18 protein-coding genes are annotated in these 19,298 nt (G+C 62.9%); 10 read left to right on the forward strand and 8 right to left on the reverse strand.

Features of this window, described 5'->3' with window-relative positions:
* Nucleotides 1-60: 60 nt before the first annotated feature.
* Both ACTJKT_RS06880 and ACTJKT_RS06885 read right to left on the reverse strand, forming a co-directional pair.
* Entirely contained in the window at nt 61-1,020 is a 960-nt protein-coding gene (locus tag ACTJKT_RS06880; protein WP_440786600.1) for a leucyl aminopeptidase, read from the reverse strand.
* A 70-nt stretch (nt 1,021-1,090) separates the two neighbouring features.
* Nucleotides 1,091-1,228 carry a hypothetical protein gene (locus ACTJKT_RS06885; protein WP_007930088.1) on the reverse strand — a complete coding sequence of 46 codons (138 nt, stop codon included), beginning with the start codon at nt 1,226-1,228 and terminating at the stop codon, nt 1,091-1,093.
* Between the two features lie 1,039 nt (nt 1,229-2,267).
* Here ACTJKT_RS06885 and ACTJKT_RS06890 point away from each other — a divergent pair.
* Complete coding sequence (locus ACTJKT_RS06890) at nt 2,268-3,689, forward strand: amino acid permease (protein ID WP_440786601.1); 1,422 nt, start codon at nt 2,268-2,270, stop codon at nt 3,687-3,689.
* Between the two features lie 217 nt (nt 3,690-3,906).
* Nucleotides 3,907-4,320 carry an alternative ribosome rescue aminoacyl-tRNA hydrolase ArfB gene (gene arfB, locus ACTJKT_RS06895; RefSeq protein WP_440786826.1) on the forward strand — a complete coding sequence of 138 codons (414 nt, stop codon included), beginning with the start codon at nt 3,907-3,909 and terminating at the stop codon, nt 4,318-4,320.
* A 22-nt stretch (nt 4,321-4,342) separates the two neighbouring features.
* Here the strand turns inward: arfB and ACTJKT_RS06900 are convergent, their stop codons facing one another.
* The 6 genes from ACTJKT_RS06900 to phhA form a co-directional block, all read right to left on the reverse strand.
* Nucleotides 4,343-5,542 carry an MFS transporter gene (locus ACTJKT_RS06900; RefSeq protein ID WP_063428967.1) on the reverse strand — a complete coding sequence of 400 codons (1,200 nt, stop codon included), beginning with the start codon at nt 5,540-5,542 and terminating at the stop codon, nt 4,343-4,345.
* 114 nt (nt 5,543-5,656) lie between these two features.
* Nucleotides 5,657-5,839 (reverse strand): hypothetical protein, encoded by a 183-nt coding sequence (locus tag ACTJKT_RS06905; protein WP_063428968.1) that lies wholly within the window; start codon nt 5,837-5,839, stop codon nt 5,657-5,659.
* An 81-nt stretch (nt 5,840-5,920) separates the two neighbouring features.
* The gene (locus tag ACTJKT_RS06910) at nt 5,921-6,052 is read right to left on the reverse strand and encodes a hypothetical protein (RefSeq protein ID WP_023968281.1); all 132 of its coding nucleotides are present in this window, start codon (nt 6,050-6,052) and stop codon (nt 5,921-5,923) included.
* Between the two features lie 224 nt (nt 6,053-6,276).
* The gene (locus ACTJKT_RS06915; RefSeq protein WP_440786602.1) at nt 6,277-7,470 is read right to left on the reverse strand and encodes an amino acid aminotransferase; all 1,194 of its coding nucleotides are present in this window, start codon (nt 7,468-7,470) and stop codon (nt 6,277-6,279) included.
* Nucleotides 7,470-7,826 (reverse strand): 4a-hydroxytetrahydrobiopterin dehydratase, encoded by a 357-nt coding sequence (locus ACTJKT_RS06920; RefSeq protein ID WP_007930096.1) that lies wholly within the window; start codon nt 7,824-7,826, stop codon nt 7,470-7,472. Before ACTJKT_RS06920 ends, ACTJKT_RS06915 begins: the two co-directional genes overlap by 1 nt.
* A gap of 69 nt (nt 7,827-7,895) precedes the next feature.
* Nucleotides 7,896-8,687, reverse strand: coding sequence for a phenylalanine 4-monooxygenase (phhA, locus tag ACTJKT_RS06925; protein ID WP_007930098.1), 792 nt, complete (start codon nt 8,685-8,687; stop codon nt 7,896-7,898).
* A gap of 306 nt (nt 8,688-8,993) precedes the next feature.
* On the opposite strand from phhA, the gene ACTJKT_RS06930 reads away from it, so the two are divergent.
* From ACTJKT_RS06930 to ACTJKT_RS06965, 8 genes are all read left to right on the forward strand, one after another.
* A complete protein-coding gene (locus ACTJKT_RS06930; RefSeq protein ID WP_162094620.1) occupies nt 8,994-10,559 on the forward strand; it encodes a sigma-54-dependent transcriptional regulator in 1,566 nt (521 codons plus the stop codon).
* A 352-nt stretch (nt 10,560-10,911) separates the two neighbouring features.
* Entirely contained in the window at nt 10,912-11,652 is a 741-nt protein-coding gene (locus ACTJKT_RS06935) for a flagellar basal body rod protein FlgF (protein WP_025805166.1), read from the forward strand.
* 45 nt (nt 11,653-11,697) lie between these two features.
* On the forward strand, nt 11,698-12,483 hold the full coding sequence (flgG, locus tag ACTJKT_RS06940; RefSeq protein WP_025805167.1) for a flagellar basal-body rod protein FlgG: 786 nt from the start codon (nt 11,698-11,700) through the stop codon (nt 12,481-12,483).
* Nucleotides 12,484-12,535: 52 nt separating this feature from the next.
* Nucleotides 12,536-13,231 (forward strand): flagellar basal body L-ring protein FlgH, encoded by a 696-nt coding sequence (flgH, locus tag ACTJKT_RS06945; RefSeq protein WP_009047673.1) that lies wholly within the window; start codon nt 12,536-12,538, stop codon nt 13,229-13,231.
* 27 nt (nt 13,232-13,258) lie between these two features.
* Entirely contained in the window at nt 13,259-14,347 is a 1,089-nt protein-coding gene (locus ACTJKT_RS06950) for a flagellar basal body P-ring protein FlgI (protein ID WP_036997829.1), read from the forward strand.
* Between the two features lie 10 nt (nt 14,348-14,357).
* Nucleotides 14,358-15,638, forward strand: coding sequence for a flagellar assembly peptidoglycan hydrolase FlgJ (flgJ, locus tag ACTJKT_RS06955; protein WP_440786603.1), 1,281 nt, complete (start codon nt 14,358-14,360; stop codon nt 15,636-15,638).
* A gap of 10 nt (nt 15,639-15,648) precedes the next feature.
* Complete coding sequence (flgK, locus tag ACTJKT_RS06960; protein WP_063428975.1) at nt 15,649-17,700, forward strand: flagellar hook-associated protein FlgK; 2,052 nt, start codon at nt 15,649-15,651, stop codon at nt 17,698-17,700.
* A 13-nt stretch (nt 17,701-17,713) separates the two neighbouring features.
* Complete coding sequence (locus tag ACTJKT_RS06965; protein WP_440786604.1) at nt 17,714-19,288, forward strand: flagellar hook-associated protein 3; 1,575 nt, start codon at nt 17,714-17,716, stop codon at nt 19,286-19,288.
* The last annotated feature ends 10 nt before the right edge of the window (nt 19,289-19,298 follow it).

Here is a 19,298-nt window from a genome sequence, read left to right on the forward strand (position 1 = left end):
CATCTTGCGGTCGCTGCGCGACCGATCGCAGGCTGCGCCAGCGGCTACAGGGCTACAGGCTCAGAACACAAACCTGCCATCGAACACCGGCTTGTCGTCCAGCGCCAGCACCCCGCTGGCAAAGATCAGGTCCAGGTGGTGGCTGCCCTTGGCGCCGCCGCCCAGCCCCAGGTGCAGGCCGCAATGGCGCTCCTCGAATCCCGAGTTGCGCGCGTAGAGGTCTTTCACCCCTTCGTTGGTGCCGATGCCCAGCTCCTCGATGCGCCGGTTGGACGGGTTGGCATCCAGGTACTTGTTGAAGTCGTCCGCCAGCCCCGGCACGTCGCTGGCGATGTGGCTGATGGTGGAGTTCTCGATCCACAGTTCCAGCGGCGATTGCAGCACGCCGTACTTGCGCGCGAAGGGGATGGTGCCGAGGAAGGTGCCGACGAATTTCACCCGGCCATTGATGGCCTCGCTATGGCTGGCGATTTCTCCGGGGGCCAGGTCGTAGTTGCCCACGCCGTTGATGTTGGTCCACTTCTTGATGCTGCCCAGCGGCGCTTCGAAGTACGAGCCGTGGTCGTCGCGAAAGCTCAGGGTGGTGGCCTCGGACATATGCTGGATCAGGGTTGCGTTGAGCTCGGCGATGCGTTGCGGCTCGACGCTGAAGGTGTCGTAGAAGTAGTCGCCGTAGTCCTTGAACAGCAGCGACTTCTTCCAGTTCTCGGCCATCACGCCCTGCAGCGCCTGGATGAATTCCGGGCCTTGCGGACGGGGCGGCGAGAGGGTGGAGGAGTCGTAGAAGAAAATATACAGATCGCAGTCGGCGATGGCCTGGGTCAGCACCGAGCTGGGCTCGAGGTCGAGGCGCAGGGCGGTGAAGCAAAAGGGCTCACCGGCCTGCTCGATGATGGCGGCGCTGGTGGCGGCGTATTCGGCGGTGTGGCCGATCAGGACCCTGGCGCTCTGGCGGTCGGCCAGGGCCGGATGGTGTTCGAGGTAGTACAGGAAATGCCGGATGGCAGCGGTGTTGTCCATGGATCCTCCCTGACGGACAGCGAGTGGAGGCAGGGGCGACCGCCGGGCCGCTCCTGCCTGATGGCCGTTTTTACAAAGGCCACATCGCCGTGCCGAACGGCACTACCGCGTCGGCCTGCATCATTTCCACCGCGGCCTCGTGGGTCGCTGCTTCAAACCAATCGTCCAGTTGCAGTTCAGTGTCCAAGTCTTTTTCCAGTGCTTGCATCGTGAATCTCCTAGATGACTTTTCGGATAAAAGCAGTCGGTGAGACGGCTCGGGTTCTACGGGGGAGTGCGTGAAAGCCCTGGCTGCTCAACGTGGCCGCTCGGCTTGCCGGGGGTGTGGTCCGACAAGTGGCTGGAAACCTAGTCCAGGGTTTTTTGAAATGCAAAAAAATAATTGAATTATTTTTATTGAACTTTTTTTTCTGTTTTTGCGCTGGAAAATTATCAAGAAAAAACAAAAAGCTGAGCGAATAGACAGATAAAAAACCGCTGGCCGTCAATTTGCAGTCGCCGCCGATGCCGATCTGAAGTGGAAAAAATACGTTCCGCCTTGTAAAGAAATGCTTACGAAAAACCCGTTATCGAGTCATGGAATCGAGCCGTGTCCAGGGCTGTAAGAAAAACCTTCCGGCGCTGCCTGGATATTGCCCGCCGCCGGGCTCCAAGCCGCTTGTTCCGCGGCCTCAAGGCAGGTGTGATGCAGCCCATGCCTGTGTGCAGGTGCATAACAAGAAGGAGGCGCAATGAACGCCGTGGCTCACCTCAACCGATTCCCTCCGAAGGGCGATTGCTGTCGTACCTTCGTCGACGACCCCGATGGGTCTGTCCCGAACCTTGCCGCCGATGCCAAGCATCGAGCAGGCCCCGTGCGATTCCGGCACCCGACGCGCTGATAAGCCGCGTCTGGCGGCAGGGAGTCAGGGGTGTACAATGCGCGGCGTTTTAACTGTGACCCAACTGCGTATCCGCGCATTTTGCGCCCCAACGACTGGTTTCAACGCATGGCGAGCCCTGGCTCGAATGCTCGAAACACGCTCCCAAGGCCAATAATCTCAAGGCTATCCGCCTTGTTCACTCCGCCGCGTCACAAGCGTGGTGGGTTCGATTTCGTCACAGATAAAAACAAACAGGTGACGCATGACTGTTAAACAAAGGCTGAACTCCTGGTGCCTGCGCTGGGGTTTGATCCGCGCTGCTTAAGCCTGCTGTCGGCTGCAACGTCTATCGAACATCATCAAACCTTGCGTGAGACCCTTTTCATGAGTGGACAAAACCCGCATTCAGGCGAGCTGAAACGCGGCCTGAAAAATCGCCATATTCAACTGATCGCCCTGGGCGGCGCGATCGGTACCGGACTGTTCCTGGGCTCCGCCGGCGTGCTCAAGTCGGCCGGCCCGTCGATGATCCTCGGCTACGCCATCTGCGGCTTCATCGCCTTCATGATCATGCGCCAGCTCGGCGAGATGATCGTCGAAGAGCCGGTGGCCGGCTCCTTCAGCCATTTCGCGCACAAGTACTGGGGCGGTTTCGCCGGTTTCCTCTCGGGCTGGAACTGCTGGATCCTGTACATCCTGGTGGGCATGTCGGAGCTGACCGCGGTCGGCAAGTACGTGCACTACTGGTGGCCGGACGTGCCGACCTGGGCCTCGGCCGCGGCGTTTTTCGTGCTGATCAACCTGATCAACCTGGCCAACGTCAAAGTCTTCGGTGAAGCCGAGTTCTGGTTCGCGATCATCAAGGTGGTGGCCATCGTCGGCATGATCGCCCTGGGCAGCTACCTGCTGGTCAGCGGTCACGGCGGCCCGCAGGCTTCGGTGAGCAACCTGTGGGAACACGGCGGGTTCTTCCCCAATGGCGTCAGCGGCCTGGTGATGGCCATGGCGATCATCATGTTCTCCTTCGGCGGCCTGGAGATGCTCGGGTTTACCGCGGCCGAGGCCGACAAGCCGAAGACCGTGATTCCCAAGGCCATCAACCAGGTGATCTACCGCATCCTGATTTTCTACATCGGTGCCCTGGTCGTGCTGTTGTCCCTGACCCCATGGAACAGCCTGCTGGAGACCCTGAATGCCTCCGGCGATGCCTACAGCGGCAGCCCGTTCGTCCAGGTGTTCTCGATGCTGGGCAGCGACACCGCGGCACACATCCTCAACTTCGTGGTCCTGACCGCGGCGCTGTCGGTGTACAACAGCGGCACCTATTGCAACAGCCGCATGCTGCTGGGCATGGCCGAGCAGGGCGACGCGCCGAAAGTCCTGGCGAAGATCGACAAGCGCGGCGTGCCGGTGATGTCGATCCTGGCCTCGGCGGTGGTGACCTTCGTCGCCGTGGTGCTCAACTACCTGATCCCGCAGCACGCCCTGGAGCTGCTGATGTCGCTGGTGGTCGCGACCCTGGTGATCAACTGGGCGATGATCAGCTACTCGCACTTCAAGTTCCGCCAGCACATGAACCGCACCAAGCAATCGCCGCTGTTCAAGGCGCTGTGGTACCCCTACGGCAACTACATCTGCCTGGCGTTCGTGGTGTTCATCCTCGGCATCATGCTGATGATTCCGGGCATCCAGATCTCGGTGTACGCGATTCCTGTCTGGGTCGTCTTCATGTGGGTCTGCTACGGCATCAAGAACAAGCGCAGCGCGCAGCACAGCCTGCAGGCGGCCAACGCTTCGTTGAAGTGAGGTCCGCGCAATAACGGAAAACCCGGCTCCGGCCGGGTTTTTTGTGGGCGCTGCAAGCTTGTAGGAGCGAGGCTTGCCCGCGATCCGCGAAGCGGCCATCCAGCGGGTTGCCAACACGGGCGCCATCGCGGGCAAGTCGGATCGCCGCCCGCTCGCTCCTACGGGGAATAGAGCGATTCGCGGTATCCTGAACGCCCTGAAAGCGGATTCCTTTTCCATGCTGGTGATTTCCAACAACGTGCATCTGCCGGATGCCGAGATCGAGTTGACCGCCATTCGCGCGCAAGGCGCGGGTGGGCAGAACGTCAACAAGGTCTCCAGCGCGGTGCACCTGCGCTTCGACATTCCGGCCTCGTCCCTGCCGCCGTTCTACAAGGAGCGGCTGCTGGCGCTGCGCGACAGTCGCATTACCAGCGATGGGGTGATCGTCATCAAGGCCCAGCAATACCGGACCCAGGAACAGAATCGCGCCGATGCCCTGGAGCGTCTGGTGGAGTTGATCCTCGGCGCCATCAAGGTGGAGAAGAAGCGCCGGCCGACCAAGCCGACCCTGGGCTCGAAGACCCGGCGCCTGGAGTCCAAGAGCAAGCGCGGCACTATCAAGGCCGGCCGCGGCAAGGTCGACTACTAGGCTCTGTACGACCAGTACGGACCTAGCGCTCGCCGCGCTCCTCGCGGTACTTCGGCGCCTGGCGGTACAGGTAGAGGCTCAGCAGCAAACCGCTGCAGGCGGCGAGGGCGGCGAACAGGAAGATCGAGGCAAAACCGAAACCGGCGGCGATCGCTCCGGCCAGCGGTCCGGTGATCCCCAGCGACAGGTCGATGAACAGCGAATAGGCGCCCACAGCCGCGCCACGGCTGGAAGCGGGGACCAGGTTGACCGCTTCCACCCCCAGCGCCGGGAACACCAGGGAGAAGCCGAAGCCGCTCAACGCCGCGCCGGCCAGGGCCCAATGCGCATCCGGCGCCAGCCACAACAGCAAAAGCCCCAGGGTTTCCACCGACAGGCAGGCGATCGCCACGCGAAAGCCGCCGAGGCGGTTGATCAGGTTGCCGAACAGCAGGCGCGCGCCGATAAAGCTGGCGCCGAACAGGCTCAGGCACAGCACCGCGTTGGACCAGTTCTGGGTGGCGTAATACAGGGTGATGAAGGTGGCGATGGTGCCAAAACCGATCGAGCCCAGGGCCAGGCCGCAACCGTGGGGGAACACTCGGCCCAGGACATGGATGAATGGCAGGCGCTCACCGGCGACGATGGGCGCCGCCAGTTTCGGCCAGGCCAGCGCCAGGCCGAGGAGCGCCAGCAGGATGATGCTCACGCCCATGCTCCACAGCCCCAGGCGATCCACCAGCAACACCCCCAGCGGCGCGCCGACGGCCAGCGCGCCATAGCTGGCGATGCCGTTCCAGGAAATCACCTTGGCGGTGTTCTGCGCGCCGACGCGGCCGATGCCCCAGCCGATGGAGCCCGAGCCCACCAGGCTCTCGGCGCTGCCCAGCACCAGGCGGCCGATCAGCAGGCTGGCCAGGCTCAGCACCGGCAAGCTGCTCAGCCATGCCGACAGCAGCATGAACACGCCACTCAGGCCGCAGCCGGCCAGGCCGTACATCACCGCGCGCTTGCTGCCCAGGTTGTCGATGATCTTCCCGGCATAAGGGCGGCTGAGCAGGGTGGCCAGGTATTGCACGCTGATCACCAGCCCGGCGATCACCGCGCCGAAGCCCAGTTCGCTGTGCACGTAGCCCGGCAGCACGGCCAGGGGAATGCCGATGTTCAGGTAGCCGATAAAGGTGAAAAGGACGATAGAGACGACTTGCAGCGTGACCGCCAAGGGGCGCTGGGTATCTGGCATGGGAAAGGTCCACGGGCGCGGCAGAAATAGATAGGCTGCTTATGATACCGAGGGTTGAAACGATTCAGGTGGAGAAATCGATGGGCTGGCGCAAGTTTTTTGCGCGTCGCGGGTTCAGGCCTGGGTGGGGGCCAGCAATTGGGTGGTGACCAGGGCGGCCAGGGCGTTTTCCTGGGTGCCGAAGCGCGCCAGCAGGGCGGCCTGTTTTTCCGGCGTCAGGCGGTTCCAGATCTCGATCATCTTTTCGGCGGTGCCGATCAGCACGCTGGCTTGGGTTTCGCTGAAGGTGTCGGTCATGGAGGCGGTTCTCGAGAGCGGGTTTCAGGCGGTGTGGAAAGCGCATCAAAGAGCGCTTTCCACACTGTCTGGGTGTTGCGGTCAGTCTTCGCTGTCGGCCTTGTGGCCGCAGGCGGCTTCTTTCGGCTCGGGCTGTTGGGCGCCGGCTTGTTGCGGGGTTGTCTGCTCAGTTTCGTGCAGGCTTGGGAAGGGGAGATTAGGAATCTCGTGCATGTTCGTTGCTCCTCGCAAGGTCTGTTTTTTAAATCGCTGGGTAGATCCGCGCTTTTAAAAAGCCTGGGCAGGATACAGCACTGGAAATGACAAAAAGATTTTTATCTGGGGTTTTGGGATGAAAGGTGTTTCATCGGGCGGGGGATCGTTGAAGAGCATCGCGAGCAAGCTCGCTCCTACAGGCAGGTGCTTTTGTAGGAGCGAATTTGCTCGCGATCAGGGTGTCACTTGCAGACTTCGGCTATGGCTTCGGCCAGCAGGTCCAGGCGGGTGGCGTCGATACCGGCGACGTTGGCCCGGCCGGAGCTGACCATGTACACACTGTGCTGGCTACGCAGTTTGCCGACCTGCTCCGGCGTCAGGCCGGTGTAGGAGAACATCCCGCGTTGCACGCCGATGTGGGCGAAGCGTTCGGCCAGGCCGAAGGGTTGCAGCGCTTCCACCAGGCCCGAACGCAACTGGGCGATGCGCAGGCGCATGGCTTCCACTTCGTCGGCCCAGAGGCTTTTCAGCTCCGGGTCGCCGAGGATGGTGGCGACCACCGCGGCGCCGTGATCCGGCGGGGTGGACCACAGGTTGCGGGCGATGTGGGCCAGCTGGCTGCGCACGTCCACCAGCTTTTCGGCGTCCCGGGTGCAGACGATCAGCGCGCCGGTGCGGTCGCGGTACAGGCCGAAGTTCTTCGAGCAGGAACTGGTGATCAGCAGCTCGGGCAGTTCGGCCGCGAACAGGCGCACCGCCCAGGCATCCTGCTCCAGGCCGTCGCCGAAGCCCTGGTAGGCGAAGTCGATCAGCGGCAGCAGGTTGCGGCTGCGCACCACGTCCAGCACCCGATGCCAGTCATCGTGGTTCAGGTCGAAACCGGTGGGGTTGTGGCAGCAGGCATGCAGCAGCACCACATCGCCCTTGGGCACCTGGTTCAGGGTCGCCAGCATGGCCTCGACGTCGAGGCGGTTGTCGCTGCCGACGTAAGGGTAGTGGCTGACCTGGATGCCGGCGGCGGCAAAGATGGTTTCGTGGATCGGCCAGGTCGGGTTGCTCAACCACACGCCACGGCCTGGCAGGCAGTGGGCGATGAAATCAGCGCTCAGGCGCAGGGCACCGGTGCCGCCCGGGGTCTGGGTGGCGCCGGCGCGTCGTTCGGCGATCAGCTGCGAATCGGCGCCCAGCACCAGTTCATTGATCACCTTGCCAAAGGCCGCGTCGCCGTGGCCGCCGATGTAGATCTTGGTGGTCTGCCGGTCGACCAGGCGCTGCTCGGCCAGCTTGACCGACCGGGGGATCGGCGTCAGGCCCTGGGAATCCTTGTAGACACCGACGCCGAGGTCGAACTTGCGTGGGTTGCTGTCCGACGCATAGGCCTCCATCAGGCCAAGAATCGGGTCGCCGGGTACTCGGCCTATGGCGTCGAAATGCATTACTTGCGTCCTTCTGCGGTCTTGGCCACTTCGTCGGTGCGAGCGGCCATGATGAAGTCGTTGCGGTGCAGGCCCTTGATGGAGTGGCTCCACCAGGTCACGGTGACCTTGCCCCATTCGGTGAGCAGGCCAGGATGATGACCTTCTGCCTCGGAAATTTCACCCATTGCGTTGGTAAAGGCCAGGGCGAATTTGAAGTTTTTGAACAGGAAGACTTTTTCCAGTTGCATGACGCCATCGCGCACTTCGATGTTCCAGTCGGGGATCTGCTTGATCAGTACCGGCAGTTCTTCGTCGCTGACTTGTGGAGCATCGGCACGGCAGGCTTCGCAATGGGCTTGGTTGAGAGCGGTCATGGTGGGTTCCTGAAATCGATTCTTGTTGGAAATTACGGGTTTTATGAGCGCCGCGCGAGGGCAGGGCGCTCAGGCCGCCTTGGGTTTGGGCGGAAACTTGGGTGCGTGCAGGCCCATCTGCATGCCCTGGTGCACCAGGGCCATGATGTCTTCATGGGCCAGGTCGAACAGGCGCTTGAGGTTGGGCAGCACAAAGTAGATGGGTTGCAGGATGTCGATGCGGTACGGGGTACGCATCGCTTCCAGCGGGTCGAAGGCCTGGTGTTCGGGCACGTCCGACAGGCAGTAGACGGTTTCCTTCGGCGAGGAGAGGATGCCGCCGCCGTAGATGCGCTGGCCTTGCGGGGTGTCCAGCAGGCCGAATTCGATGGTCATCCAGTACAGGCGCGCCAGGTACACCCGTTCTTCCTTGGTGGCCTGCAGGCCGAGCTTGCCGTAGGTGTGGGTGAATTCGGCGAACCAGGGGTTGGTCAGCAGTGGGCAGTGGCCAAAGATCTCATGAAAGATGTCCGGCTCTTGCAGGTAGTCCAGTTCTTCGCGGGTACGAATAAAGGTCGCGACCGGAAACTGTTTGCTGGCGAGCAATTCGAAGAAGGTCTGGAAGGGGATCAGCGCCGGCACCCGGGCGACCTGCCAGCCGGTGGTTGCGCCCAGCACCTTGTTGATTTCGCCCAGCTGCGGAATGCGGTCGTGGGGCAGGCCGAGTTTCTCGATGCCGTCCAGGTATTCCTGGCACGCACGACCCTCGATCACTTTCAGCTGACGAGTGATCAGGGTGTTCCACACCGCGTGTTCTTCATCGGGGTAGTGGATAAAACCTTGCGCGTCGGGCTCGCGGGCCACGTACTGCGTCTGTTTCATGCTGCTCTCCTGTCAGGGGCTGCGTTCTTGTTATCAGTTGACGCTAGAGATAACCCAAGGTTGCAGCCCATGCAGCAGGTTGACGTGAACGTAATGGGCGGATTTGGGGTTGTTTCGTAAAGTTTTCGTTACGAAAGCGCCGCAAGGCCGCTATTACTGAGAATAGTCGATTTGAAAAGACCGGTGACTGTCACATAATCTTGACGATTATCTGCGCCACACCGCAGAAAGTTCGTGCCAGAGGGTGCCAAAAGCGCCGCTTTCTGGCGTTAACGCCCTCCATTACCTGTTTCGGGCCTTCCTTTTATGCGTATCAAAGTCCACTGCCAGAATCGCATCGGCATCCTGCGCGACATTCTCAACCTGCTGGTGGAGTACGGCATCAACGTCGCCCGGGGCGAGGTGGGCGGCGAGCATGGCAATGCCATCTACCTGCATTGCCCGAACCTGATCAATCTGCAGTTCCAGGCGCTGCGGCCGAAGTTCGAGTCGATCGCCGGGGTGTTCGGGGTCAAGCGGGTCGGGCTGATGCCCAGTGAGCGGCGGCACATGGAGCTCAATGCCCTGCTCGGGGCGTTGGAGTTCCCGGTGTTGTCCATCGACATGGGCGGCTCCATCGTCGCCGCCAACCGCGCGGCGGCGCAGCTGTTGGGGGTGCGGGTGGACGAGGTGCCGGGGATTCCGCTGTCGCGCTATGCCGAGGATTTCGATCTGCCGGAACTGGTGCGGGCCAACAAGTCGCGGATCAACGGCCTGCGGGTCAAGGTCAAGGGTGACGTGTTTCTGGCGGACATCGCGCCGCTGCAATCGGAGCACGACGACAGCGAGGCGATGGCCGGAGCGGTGTTGACCTTGCATCGCGCGGACCGGGTCGGCGAGCGCATCTATAACGTGCGCAAGCAGGAGCTGCGCGGCTTCGACAGCATCTTCCAGAGCTCGAAAGTCATGGCCGCGGTGGTGCGCGAAGCGCGGCGCATGGCGCCCCTGGACGCGCCGCTATTGATCGAGGGCGAGACCGGCACCGGCAAGGAACTACTGGCGCGCGCCTGTCACCTGGCCAGCCCGCGCGGGCAATCGCCGCTGATGGCGCTCAACTGCGCCGGCCTGCCGGAGTCCATGGCCGAGACCGAGCTGTTCGGCTACGGCCCGGGGGCCTTCGAGGGCGCGCGGGCCGAAGGCAAGCTCGGGCTGCTGGAGCTGACCGCTGGCGGCACGCTGTTTCTCGACGGCGTGGGCGAGATGAGCCCGCGCTTGCAGGTCAAGCTCCTGCGCTTTCTGCAGGATGGCTGCTTCCGTCGGGTCGGCAGCGACGAAGAGGTGTACCTGGACGTGCGGGTGATCTGCGCGACCCAGGTCGACCTGTCGGAACTCTGTGCCCGCGGCGAGTTCCGACAGGACCTGTATCACCGCCTCAACGTCCTGTCCCTGCACATCCCGCCGCTGCGCGAATGCCTCGATGGCCTGACGCCGCTGGTGGAGCACTTCCTCGACCAGGCCAGCCGGCAGATCGGCTGTGCCTTGCCCAGGCTGGCGCCGGCAGCCATGGAGCGCCTCAGCCATTACCACTGGCCGGGCAACGTGCGGCAGCTGGAAAACGTGCTGTTCCAGGCGGTGTCCCTGTGCGACGGCGGCACGGTCAAGGCCGAACACATCCGCCTGCCGGACTACGGCGTGCGCCAACCCCTTGGCGACTTCTCCCTGGAGGGCGGCCTCGACGAGATTGTCGGGCGCTTTGAAAAAGCGGTGCTCGAACGCCTGTATTCCGAACACCCCAGCAGTCGCCAACTGGGCAAGCGCCTGGGCGTGTCGCACACCACCATCGCCAACAAGTTGCGCGAATACGAAGTGGGCAAGGGTGCTGGTGAGAGCTGAGCTCTTGTAGCCGCTGCCGCAGGCTGCGATCGAGGCCGAAGGACTCGCAAGGCTGGCAGCGTATTACCTCGATCAGATCGCGGGGATGGGGTTGGCGTCTGCTTCGCAGTCGATCGCAGCCTGCGGCAGCGGCTACAGAGCTTTGTTGCGCTGCAGAGGCGGAGCCTTGCCGTAAGCGGCATATCTGCGCCGGTTTTTCGTCTTTGACACAATCGCCCGATTCCCTTCGACCGCCCTCAAGTTCCCGGATTTCCTGCCTTCGGCCGCCCGAAAAACAAGTTGGTGCGCTTATTGCTTATGGCTCAGCAGTACAGCGGTGGGCGGCAAACGCCCGACAGGCAGAGGAAAGACTGTGGACAAGTACCTTTATGTGGCCATGACCGGTGCCAGCCAGAATGCGCTGGCGCAAAAGGCGCATGCCAACAACCTGGCGAACATCTCCACCAACGGTTTTCAGCGCGACCTGGAGCAGGCGCGTTCGATGCCGGTGTTTGGTGACAGCTTTCCGGCGCGGGCCTTTGCCATGTCCGAGCGTCCGGCTACCGATTTCAGCCCGGGCTCGCTGGTGGAAACCGGTCGCGACCTCGACGTGGCGGTCAGCGGCAATGGCTGGATCGCCGTGCAGACTCCGGATGGTGGCGAAAGCTACGTGCGCACCGGCAGCCTGAATATCGACGCCCTGGGTGTGTTGCGCGCCGGCAACGGCATGCCGGTGATCGGCAACGGCGGCCCGATCGCCGTGCCGCCGGAGCAGCAGGTGGAAGTCGGCCAGGACGGCACCATCAGCATCCGCGCCATGGGCGAAGGCCCGCGCGTGATGGCCGAGGTCGACCGCATCAAGCTGGTCAACCCGGACCTGAAGAACATGACCAAGGGTCTGGACGGTTCGATCCATACCAAGGACGGCAAGCCGGCAGCGGCTGACGCCAATGTGCAACTGGTCTCGGGTTTCCTCGAGTCGAGCAACGTCAATGCGGTCGAGGAAATGACCTCGGTGCTGGCGCTCTCCAAGCAGTTCGAACTGCACATCAAGATGATGAATTCCGCCAAAGAAGACGACCAGGCCATGGCTCGGGTCTTGCAGATCAGCTAATTACCAGTACGTCGCGCCGTAAAACAGGCGCACGAGGAGAATCGAATGCTTCCGGCTCTATGGGTTGCCAAAACAGGTCTGTCCGCCCAGGACACTAACCTGACCACCATTTCCAACAACCTGGCGAACGTTTCGACCACGGGTTTCAAACGTGATCGCGCCGAGTTCCAGGACCTGCTGTATCAGATCAAGCGTCAGCCTGGCGCCCAGTCGACCCAGGACAGCGAGCTGCCATCGGGCCTGCAACTGGGTACCGGTGTGCGCATCGTCGGCACCCAGAAGAACTTCACCGCCGGCAGCTTGCAGACCACCGAGCAGCCGCTGGACATGGCCATCAACGGCCGCGGTTTCTTCCAGATCCTGCAACCGGACGGCACCACGTCCTACACCCGTGACGGCACCTTCCACCTGGACTCCAACGGCCAGATCGTCACCGCCAACGGCTTCACCCTGGAGCCGGCGATCGTCGTACCGAACGATGCCCAGACCTTCACCGTGGGCCAGGACGGCACCGTCTCGATCACCACCGCCGGCAACCCGGCCTCGCAAGTGATCGGCAACCTGCAGACCGCCGACTTCATCAACCCGGCCGGCCTGCAAGCGACGGGCAACAACCTGTTCCTGGAAACCGCCGCCAGCGGCGCGCCGCAAGTCGGCACCCCGGGCCTCAACGGCTTCGGCACCACCCTGCAGAACACCCTGGAAACCTCCAACGTCAGCACCGTTGAGGAGATGGTCAACATGATCACCACTCAGCGCGCCTACGAGATGAACTCCAAGGTGATCTCCACCGCCGACCAGATGCTCTCGTTCGTCACGCAGAATCTGTAATCAAGTCCTAGGGGCGGCCCAGCGGCCGCCTGCAGCACCATGAGGTAGGGTCATGAATCGCTTTGTATCTGTTCTCGCACTGAGTGGGTTCGTCGTGCTCGCGGGCTGCGTGGCCCCGCCACCGAAGCCCAATGACCCGTATTACGCTCCGGTGTTGCCGCGTACTCCGTTGCCGGCCGCGGCCAACAACGGCTCGATCTACCAGGCCGGCTTCGAGCAGAACCTGTACAGCGACCGCAAGGCGTTCCGCGTGGGCGACATCATCACCATCACCCTCAACGAGCGGACCCAGGCGAGCAAGAACGCCAACTCGCAGATCGACAAGAACAGCAAGACCGGCATCGGCCTGACTTCGTTTTTCGGTGGCGGCCTGAGCACCAATGACCCGATAGGCAGCGGTGACCTGAGCCTCGATGTCGGCTACAGCGGCGACCGGGCCACCAAGGGCGACAGCAAGTCCGGCCAGAGCAACAGCCTGACCGGCTCGATCACCGTGACGGTGGCCGATGTACTGCCCAACGGCATCATCGCCGTGCGCGGCGAGAAGTGGCTGACCCTCAACACCGGCGACGAGCTGGTGCGGATTGCCGGCCTGGTGCGCGCCGACGATATCGCCACCGACAACACGGTTTCCTCGACCCGCGTCGCCGACGCACGCATCACCTATTCGGGCACTGGTGCCTTTGCCGATGCGAGCCAGCCGGGCTGGTTCGACCGTTTCTTCCTCAGCCCGCTGTTCCCTTTCTAGGTGGCTACGTTGAATTTCAAACGCCTCATGCTGGCCGCGCTGTTGCTCTCGGCGGCCTGCAACGTTCAAGCCGAACGGCTGAAGGACATCGCCAGCATTTCCGGCGTGCGTTCCAACCAGTTGATCGGCTACGGCCTGGTGGTCGGGCTTAACGGCACCGGCGACCAGACGACCCAGACCCCGTTTACCCTGCAGACCTTCAACAACATGCTGTCGCAGTTCGGCATCAAGGTGCCGCCTGGTTCCGGCAACGTGCAGCTGAAGAACGTCGCGGCAGTGTCGATCAGCGCCGATCTGCCAGCATTCGCCAAGCCGGGGCAGCAGGTCGATGTCACAGTGTCCTCCATCGGTAACTCCAAGAGCCTGCGTGGCGGCACCTTGCTGCTGACGCCGCTCAAGGGTATCGACGGCAACGTCTACGCCATCGCCCAGGGCAACCTGGTGGTGGGCGGTTTCGATGCCGAGGGCCGTGACGGTTCGAAGATCACGGTCAACGTTCCGTCGGCCGGTCGCATCCCTGGCGGTGCGTCGGTGGAGCGCGCGGTGCCGAGCGGTTTCAACCAGGGCAACAGCCTGACCCTGAACCTCAACCGGTCCGACTTCACCACGGCCAAGCGCATCGTCGACAAGATCAACGACATGCTTGGCCCGGGTGTGGCCCAGGCCATCGACGGCGGTTCGATTCGCGTCACCGCGCCGCTCGATCCGAGCCAGCGCGTCGACTACCTGTCGATCCTCGAGAACCTGGAAATCGATCCGGGGCAGGCGGTGGCCAAGGTCATCATCAACTCGCGTACCGGCACCATCGTCATCGGCCAGAACGTCAAGGTGTCGCCAGCCGCCGTGACCCACGGCAGCCTCACCGTGACCATCACCGAAGACCCGATCGTCAGCCAGCCAGGCCCGTTGTCCAATGGCGAAACCGCGGTCGTGCCGCGTTCGCGGGTCAACGCCGAGCAGGAAGCCAAGCCGATGTTCAAGTTCGGCCCGGGCACCACCCTCGACGAGATCGTGCGTGCGGTGAACCAGGTCGGCGCGGCACCGGGCGACCTGATGGCGATCCTCGAAGCCTTGAAACAGGCCGGCGCGCTGCAAGCCGACCTGATCGTGATTTGAGGTAGGGGCCATGGATATTCGCAAGAGCGGTCTGGTCAGCAGCGGCGATTCGGGTTCCTACTCGGACCTCAACCGGCTTAACCAGCTCAAGGTCGGCGACAAGAACAGCGACGCCAACATGCGCAAGGTGGCGCAGGAGTTCGAGTCGCTGTTCCTCAATGAAATGCTCAAGTCCATGCGCTCGGCCACCGAAGCGCTGGGCCAGGACAACCCGCTCAACACCCCGGCGGCCAAGCAGTACCAGGAAATGTACGACCAGCAGCTGGCGGTTTCCATGTCCCGCGAGGGCGGTGGTATCGGCCTGGCCGATGTGCTGATGCGGCAGATGTCGAAGAATAAATCCACCAACCCGGCCGCGGCGGCGACCTTGCCTGGCGCCCAGGCTGAAAAGGCCGCGCTGACTGAAAAGGTCGCGACGCCAACCGCCATCGCTGCCGGCACCACCGCCCTGGGCGGCCCGTTGTCGCGGGTCAACGGCCAGCGCCCGTTGTGGGCTTCCCGTGCACTGGAACCGCAGCGCGCGGAAGGCAGTGGTACCCACAACGATATGGCGCTGCTCAACCAGCGGCGCATTTCCCTGCCGAGCAAGCTGACCGATCGTTTGCTGGCGGGCATCGTGCCGTCGGCCGACAGTGCCGCCAGCAACCGGACGGCCTTGCCGGAGCGCACCACGGCCGCTACCGACGCGCTGGTCAAGAACAGCTCGCGCAGCTTTGCCGCGGTGCCCCACGGACGCATGCAGATCTATGGTCGCGCCGTGGCCCAGCCACCCTTGGCGCCGGCGAAGAAAGCCTTCGGTTCGGCGGACGAATTCGTCGCCACCATGCTGCCGATGGCGCAGCAGGCCGCCGATCGCATCGGTGTCGATCCGCGCTACCTGGTCGCCCAGGCCGCGCTGGAAACCGGCTGGGGCAAATCGGTGATGCGCCAGCAGGACGGCAGCAGCAGCCACAACCTGTTCGGCATCAAGGCCGGCAGCAGTTGGAAGGGCGACCAGGCGCGGGCGATCACCAGCGAATTCAGAAATGGGCAGATGGTCAAGGAGACGGCCGAGTTCCGTTCCTATGCCTCGTATCAGGACAGCTTCCACGACCTGGTGACCTTGTTGCAGAGCAACAATCGCTATCAAGAAGTGCTGAAGGCGGCCGATAACCCCGAACAGTTTGTACGCGAATTGCAAAAGGCCGGGTATGCAACCGACCCGGACTACGCAAGCAAGATTTCGCAGATTGCCAAGCAGATGAAGAGCTACGAGAACTACGCTGCGGCGGGCGCTTCCACGAATTTATAAGGTCTGAATCATGAGTTTGCTCAATATCGGGATGTCGGGGCTGTCAGCCAGCCAAACGTCGTTGATGACCACGGGTAACAACATCGCCAACGCCGATACCGCCGGGTACTCGCGCCAGCAGACCGTGCAGGGCACCAAGGCTTCGAACCAGTACGGCAATGTCTTCATCGGCAGCGGTACCACCCTGGCCGACGTGCGCCGGGTGTACAACAGCTACCTGGACGCCCAGCTGCAGACCAAGACCTCGCTGAACAGCGACGCCGCCGCCTACCTGGGGCAGATCACCCCGGTGGACAAGCTGTTGTCGGACAGCGGCACCGGCATCACCGGCGCGCTGACCAAGTTCTTTGCCTCGATGCAGAACGTCAACGCCAAGCCGGCCGACGATGCCTCGCGCCAGTTGCTGCTCAGCGATGCGCAAGCCCTGAGCAACCGCTTCAATTCCGTTTCCAGCCAGTTGAACGAGCAGAACGCCAACATCAACGGCAACCTGAGCAGCATGGCTGACCATGTCACCAAGCTGGCGGCCACCATCGCCCAGCTGAACCAGAGGATTTCCGAAGTCTCCAGTGGCGGCGGCATGCCCAACGACCTGCTCGACGCGCGCAACGAGACGCTGCGCCAGCTGTCGGAGTTCGTCAAGGTGGATGTCTCGACGCGCGGCTCGAGCGTCGACCTGTACCTGGGCAGCGGCCAGCCGCTGGTCGTGGGTAACACCTCCAGCACCCTGGAAGTGGTCGCTGGCAAGACCGACCCGACCCGTTCCTCGCTGCAACTCAATCGCGGCTCGAGCACCATCGATGTGACCTCGGTAGTCACCGGAGGCGAGATCGGCGGCCTGCTGCGCTATCGCAGCGAGGTGCTGGACCCGGCGATGAATGAACTGGGGCGCGTGGCCCTGGTGATCGCCGATCAGGTCAACAGCCAGCTCGGCCAGGGTATCGACAAGAACGGCGAGTTCGGCGCGGCGCTGTTCAACAACATCAACAGTGCGGCCCTGATCAGCCAGCGCAGCATTGCCAACGGCAACAACAGCGCAGGCTCGGGCAACCTCGATGTGACCATCAAGGACACCGGCAAGCTGACCATCAGCGACTACCAGGTGACCTTCACCAGCGCCACCGACTACACCGTCAAGCGCTCCGATGGCACCAGCCTGGGCGCGTTCAGCACCACCACCACGCCGCCACCGGTGATCGACGGTTTCTCCCTGAGCCTCAATGGCGGGGCGATGAGCGCCGGCGACAGCTTCAAGATCACCCCGACCCGCAATGCGGCCACCAGTATCAAGACCGAACTGACCGACGCCAAGCGCCTGGCCATCGCCGCGCCGCTGAATGCCGAAGTGCTGCCAGGGGCGACCGGTTCGCTGAGCATTCCGGGCCTGCCGACAGTCAAGCCGGCGCTGGACATCTACAACTCGGCCGCCAACGCCGAGATGCAGACCGCGATCAAGAACTCGGTGCCGGTCAAGCTGGTCTTCGACGCTCCCGCGGGAGGTAGCCAGGGCTACAAGTACTACGATGCCAAGGGCACGTTGATGGGCACCGGTTCGATCGTTCCGGGGCAGAACAACACCCTGAACCTGCAGATCAAGATGGTCGATGCCAGCGGCAACCCGATCACCGACGGCGCTACACCGCCGGTGCAGAAAACCTTCACCGTGGAAATGAGCGTCGCCGGTTCGCCGAAGGAAGGCGAAGGGCTGAACGTCAAGTTCAACGGCGCCGGTTCCACCGACAACCGCAACGGCACTGCGCTGGCGGGGCTGCAGACCAAGCAGACCGTGGATACCGGTTCGGCCAGCAAGGGCATCACCCTGGTCGACGCTTACGGCAAGCTGGTGGAGAACGTCGGTGCCAAGGCCAACCAGGGCAAGCTCGACGGCGCGGCCACCGAGGCGATCCTGGCCAATGCCAAGAGCTCGCGGGATTCGTTGTCCGGGGTCGACCTGGATGAAGAGACCGGCAACCTGGTCAAGTACCAGCAGTACTACACCGCGTCCTCGCAGATCATCAAGGCGGCGCAGGAAACCTTCGCCACCCTGATCAACAGCCTTTAAGGAGTCGTAGTCCATGCGTATTTCCACCGCCCAGTTTTACGAATCCTCGGCTGCCAACTACCAGAAGAACTTCGCCAATGCGATCAAGAGCAGCGAAGAGGCCAGCAGCCTGGTTCGCGTCAACACCGCGGCCGACGATCCGGTAGGCGCCTCGCGCCTGCTGCAGCTGGGCCAGCAAGCTTCGCTGTTGAGCCAGTACTCGGCCAATACCACCTCGATCAAGGCGTCCCTGGGCCAGGCCGAATCGGTCCTGACCAGCATCACCAACGTTCTGGCGCGTGCCCAGGAACTGGCGAGCGGGGCCGGCAACGCTGGTTTCACCGACGACGACCGCAAGGCCAACGCCGCCGAACTGGCGCAGATCGAAGAGCAGCTGTTGAGCCTGATGAACACCCAGGACGAAAACGGCAAGTACATCTTTGCCGGTTCCCAGGGCGACACCGTGCCGTTCACCCGCAACTCCGACGGCACCTACAGCTACAACGGCGACCAGACCACACTGAACCTGCCGGTGGGCGACACCATGTCCATGGCCACCAACACCACCGGCTGGGCCGCCTTCCAGCAAGCCATCAACACCAGCCGCAGCCAGGTCAGCATGACCGCCCCGGCAGTGGATGACGGCCGGGTGACGCTGTCCAACGGCCAGGTGTCTTCGAATCCGAAGTACAACAGTGAGTTCCGCAGCGGCGAGCCGTACACCATCAGCTTCCTCAGCAGCACTCAGTTCAAGATCACCGACAGCGCCGGCAACGACGTGACGTCCGAGGCCAGCCAGAATGGCTCCTTCAGCTCCAGCAAGGGCGCAGAAGCACAGACCGTCAGTTTCCGTGGCGTCGATCTGCGCCTGAGCATCAACCTGAAACCCGGCGATGCCACCCCCCCGAACACGGAGATTGCCGGTCACAGCTTCACCCTGGCGGCCAAGCCCGATTCCTTCAACGTCTCGCGCAGCCCGGGCAACCCGTCGACCGCGGTGGTGACCGGTGCCAGCGTCAGCAACACCAACGCCTACAACGCCAGCTTCCCGAGCGGCGGTGCGATCATCAAGTTCACCAGCGCCACCAACTACGAGCTGTACGCGTCGCCGTTGACCGCCGACAGCAAGCCGGTTTCCACCGGCACCATGGCCGGCTCCACCGCCACCGCATCTGGCGTGAACTTCACCTTCAGCGGTGCACCGGCGGCGGGCGACCAGTATGTGGTAGCGGTGAACAATCACCAGACCCAGAACGTCCTCGACACCATCAGCCAACTGCGTTCGGTGCTGAATACACCGACCAACGGTGATCCGATCGCCATCCAGAAACTCAACGCCGGGTTGCAGGCGGGGATGGCCAACCTGGCCAGCGGCGCCAACCAGGTGGCGAGCGCGGTCAGCGACATCGGTGGTCGGGGTTCGGCGCTGGCTATCCAGAACGAAACCAACATGAGCCTGAGCTCGGCCAACACCCAGACCCAGTCGGCGATCCGCGATTCCGACCCGGCCGAGGTGATGACCCGCCTGACCCTGCAACAGACCATGCTGCAAGCCTCGCAACTGGCCTTCAGCAAGATTGCCCAGCTGGGCCTGTTCAACAAGGTCTGAGCCTGAGCCG

This window comes from Pseudomonas sp. 22526 (genome assembly GCF_052044735.1).
Lineage (GTDB): Bacteria > Pseudomonadota > Gammaproteobacteria > Pseudomonadales > Pseudomonadaceae > Aquipseudomonas > Aquipseudomonas piscium.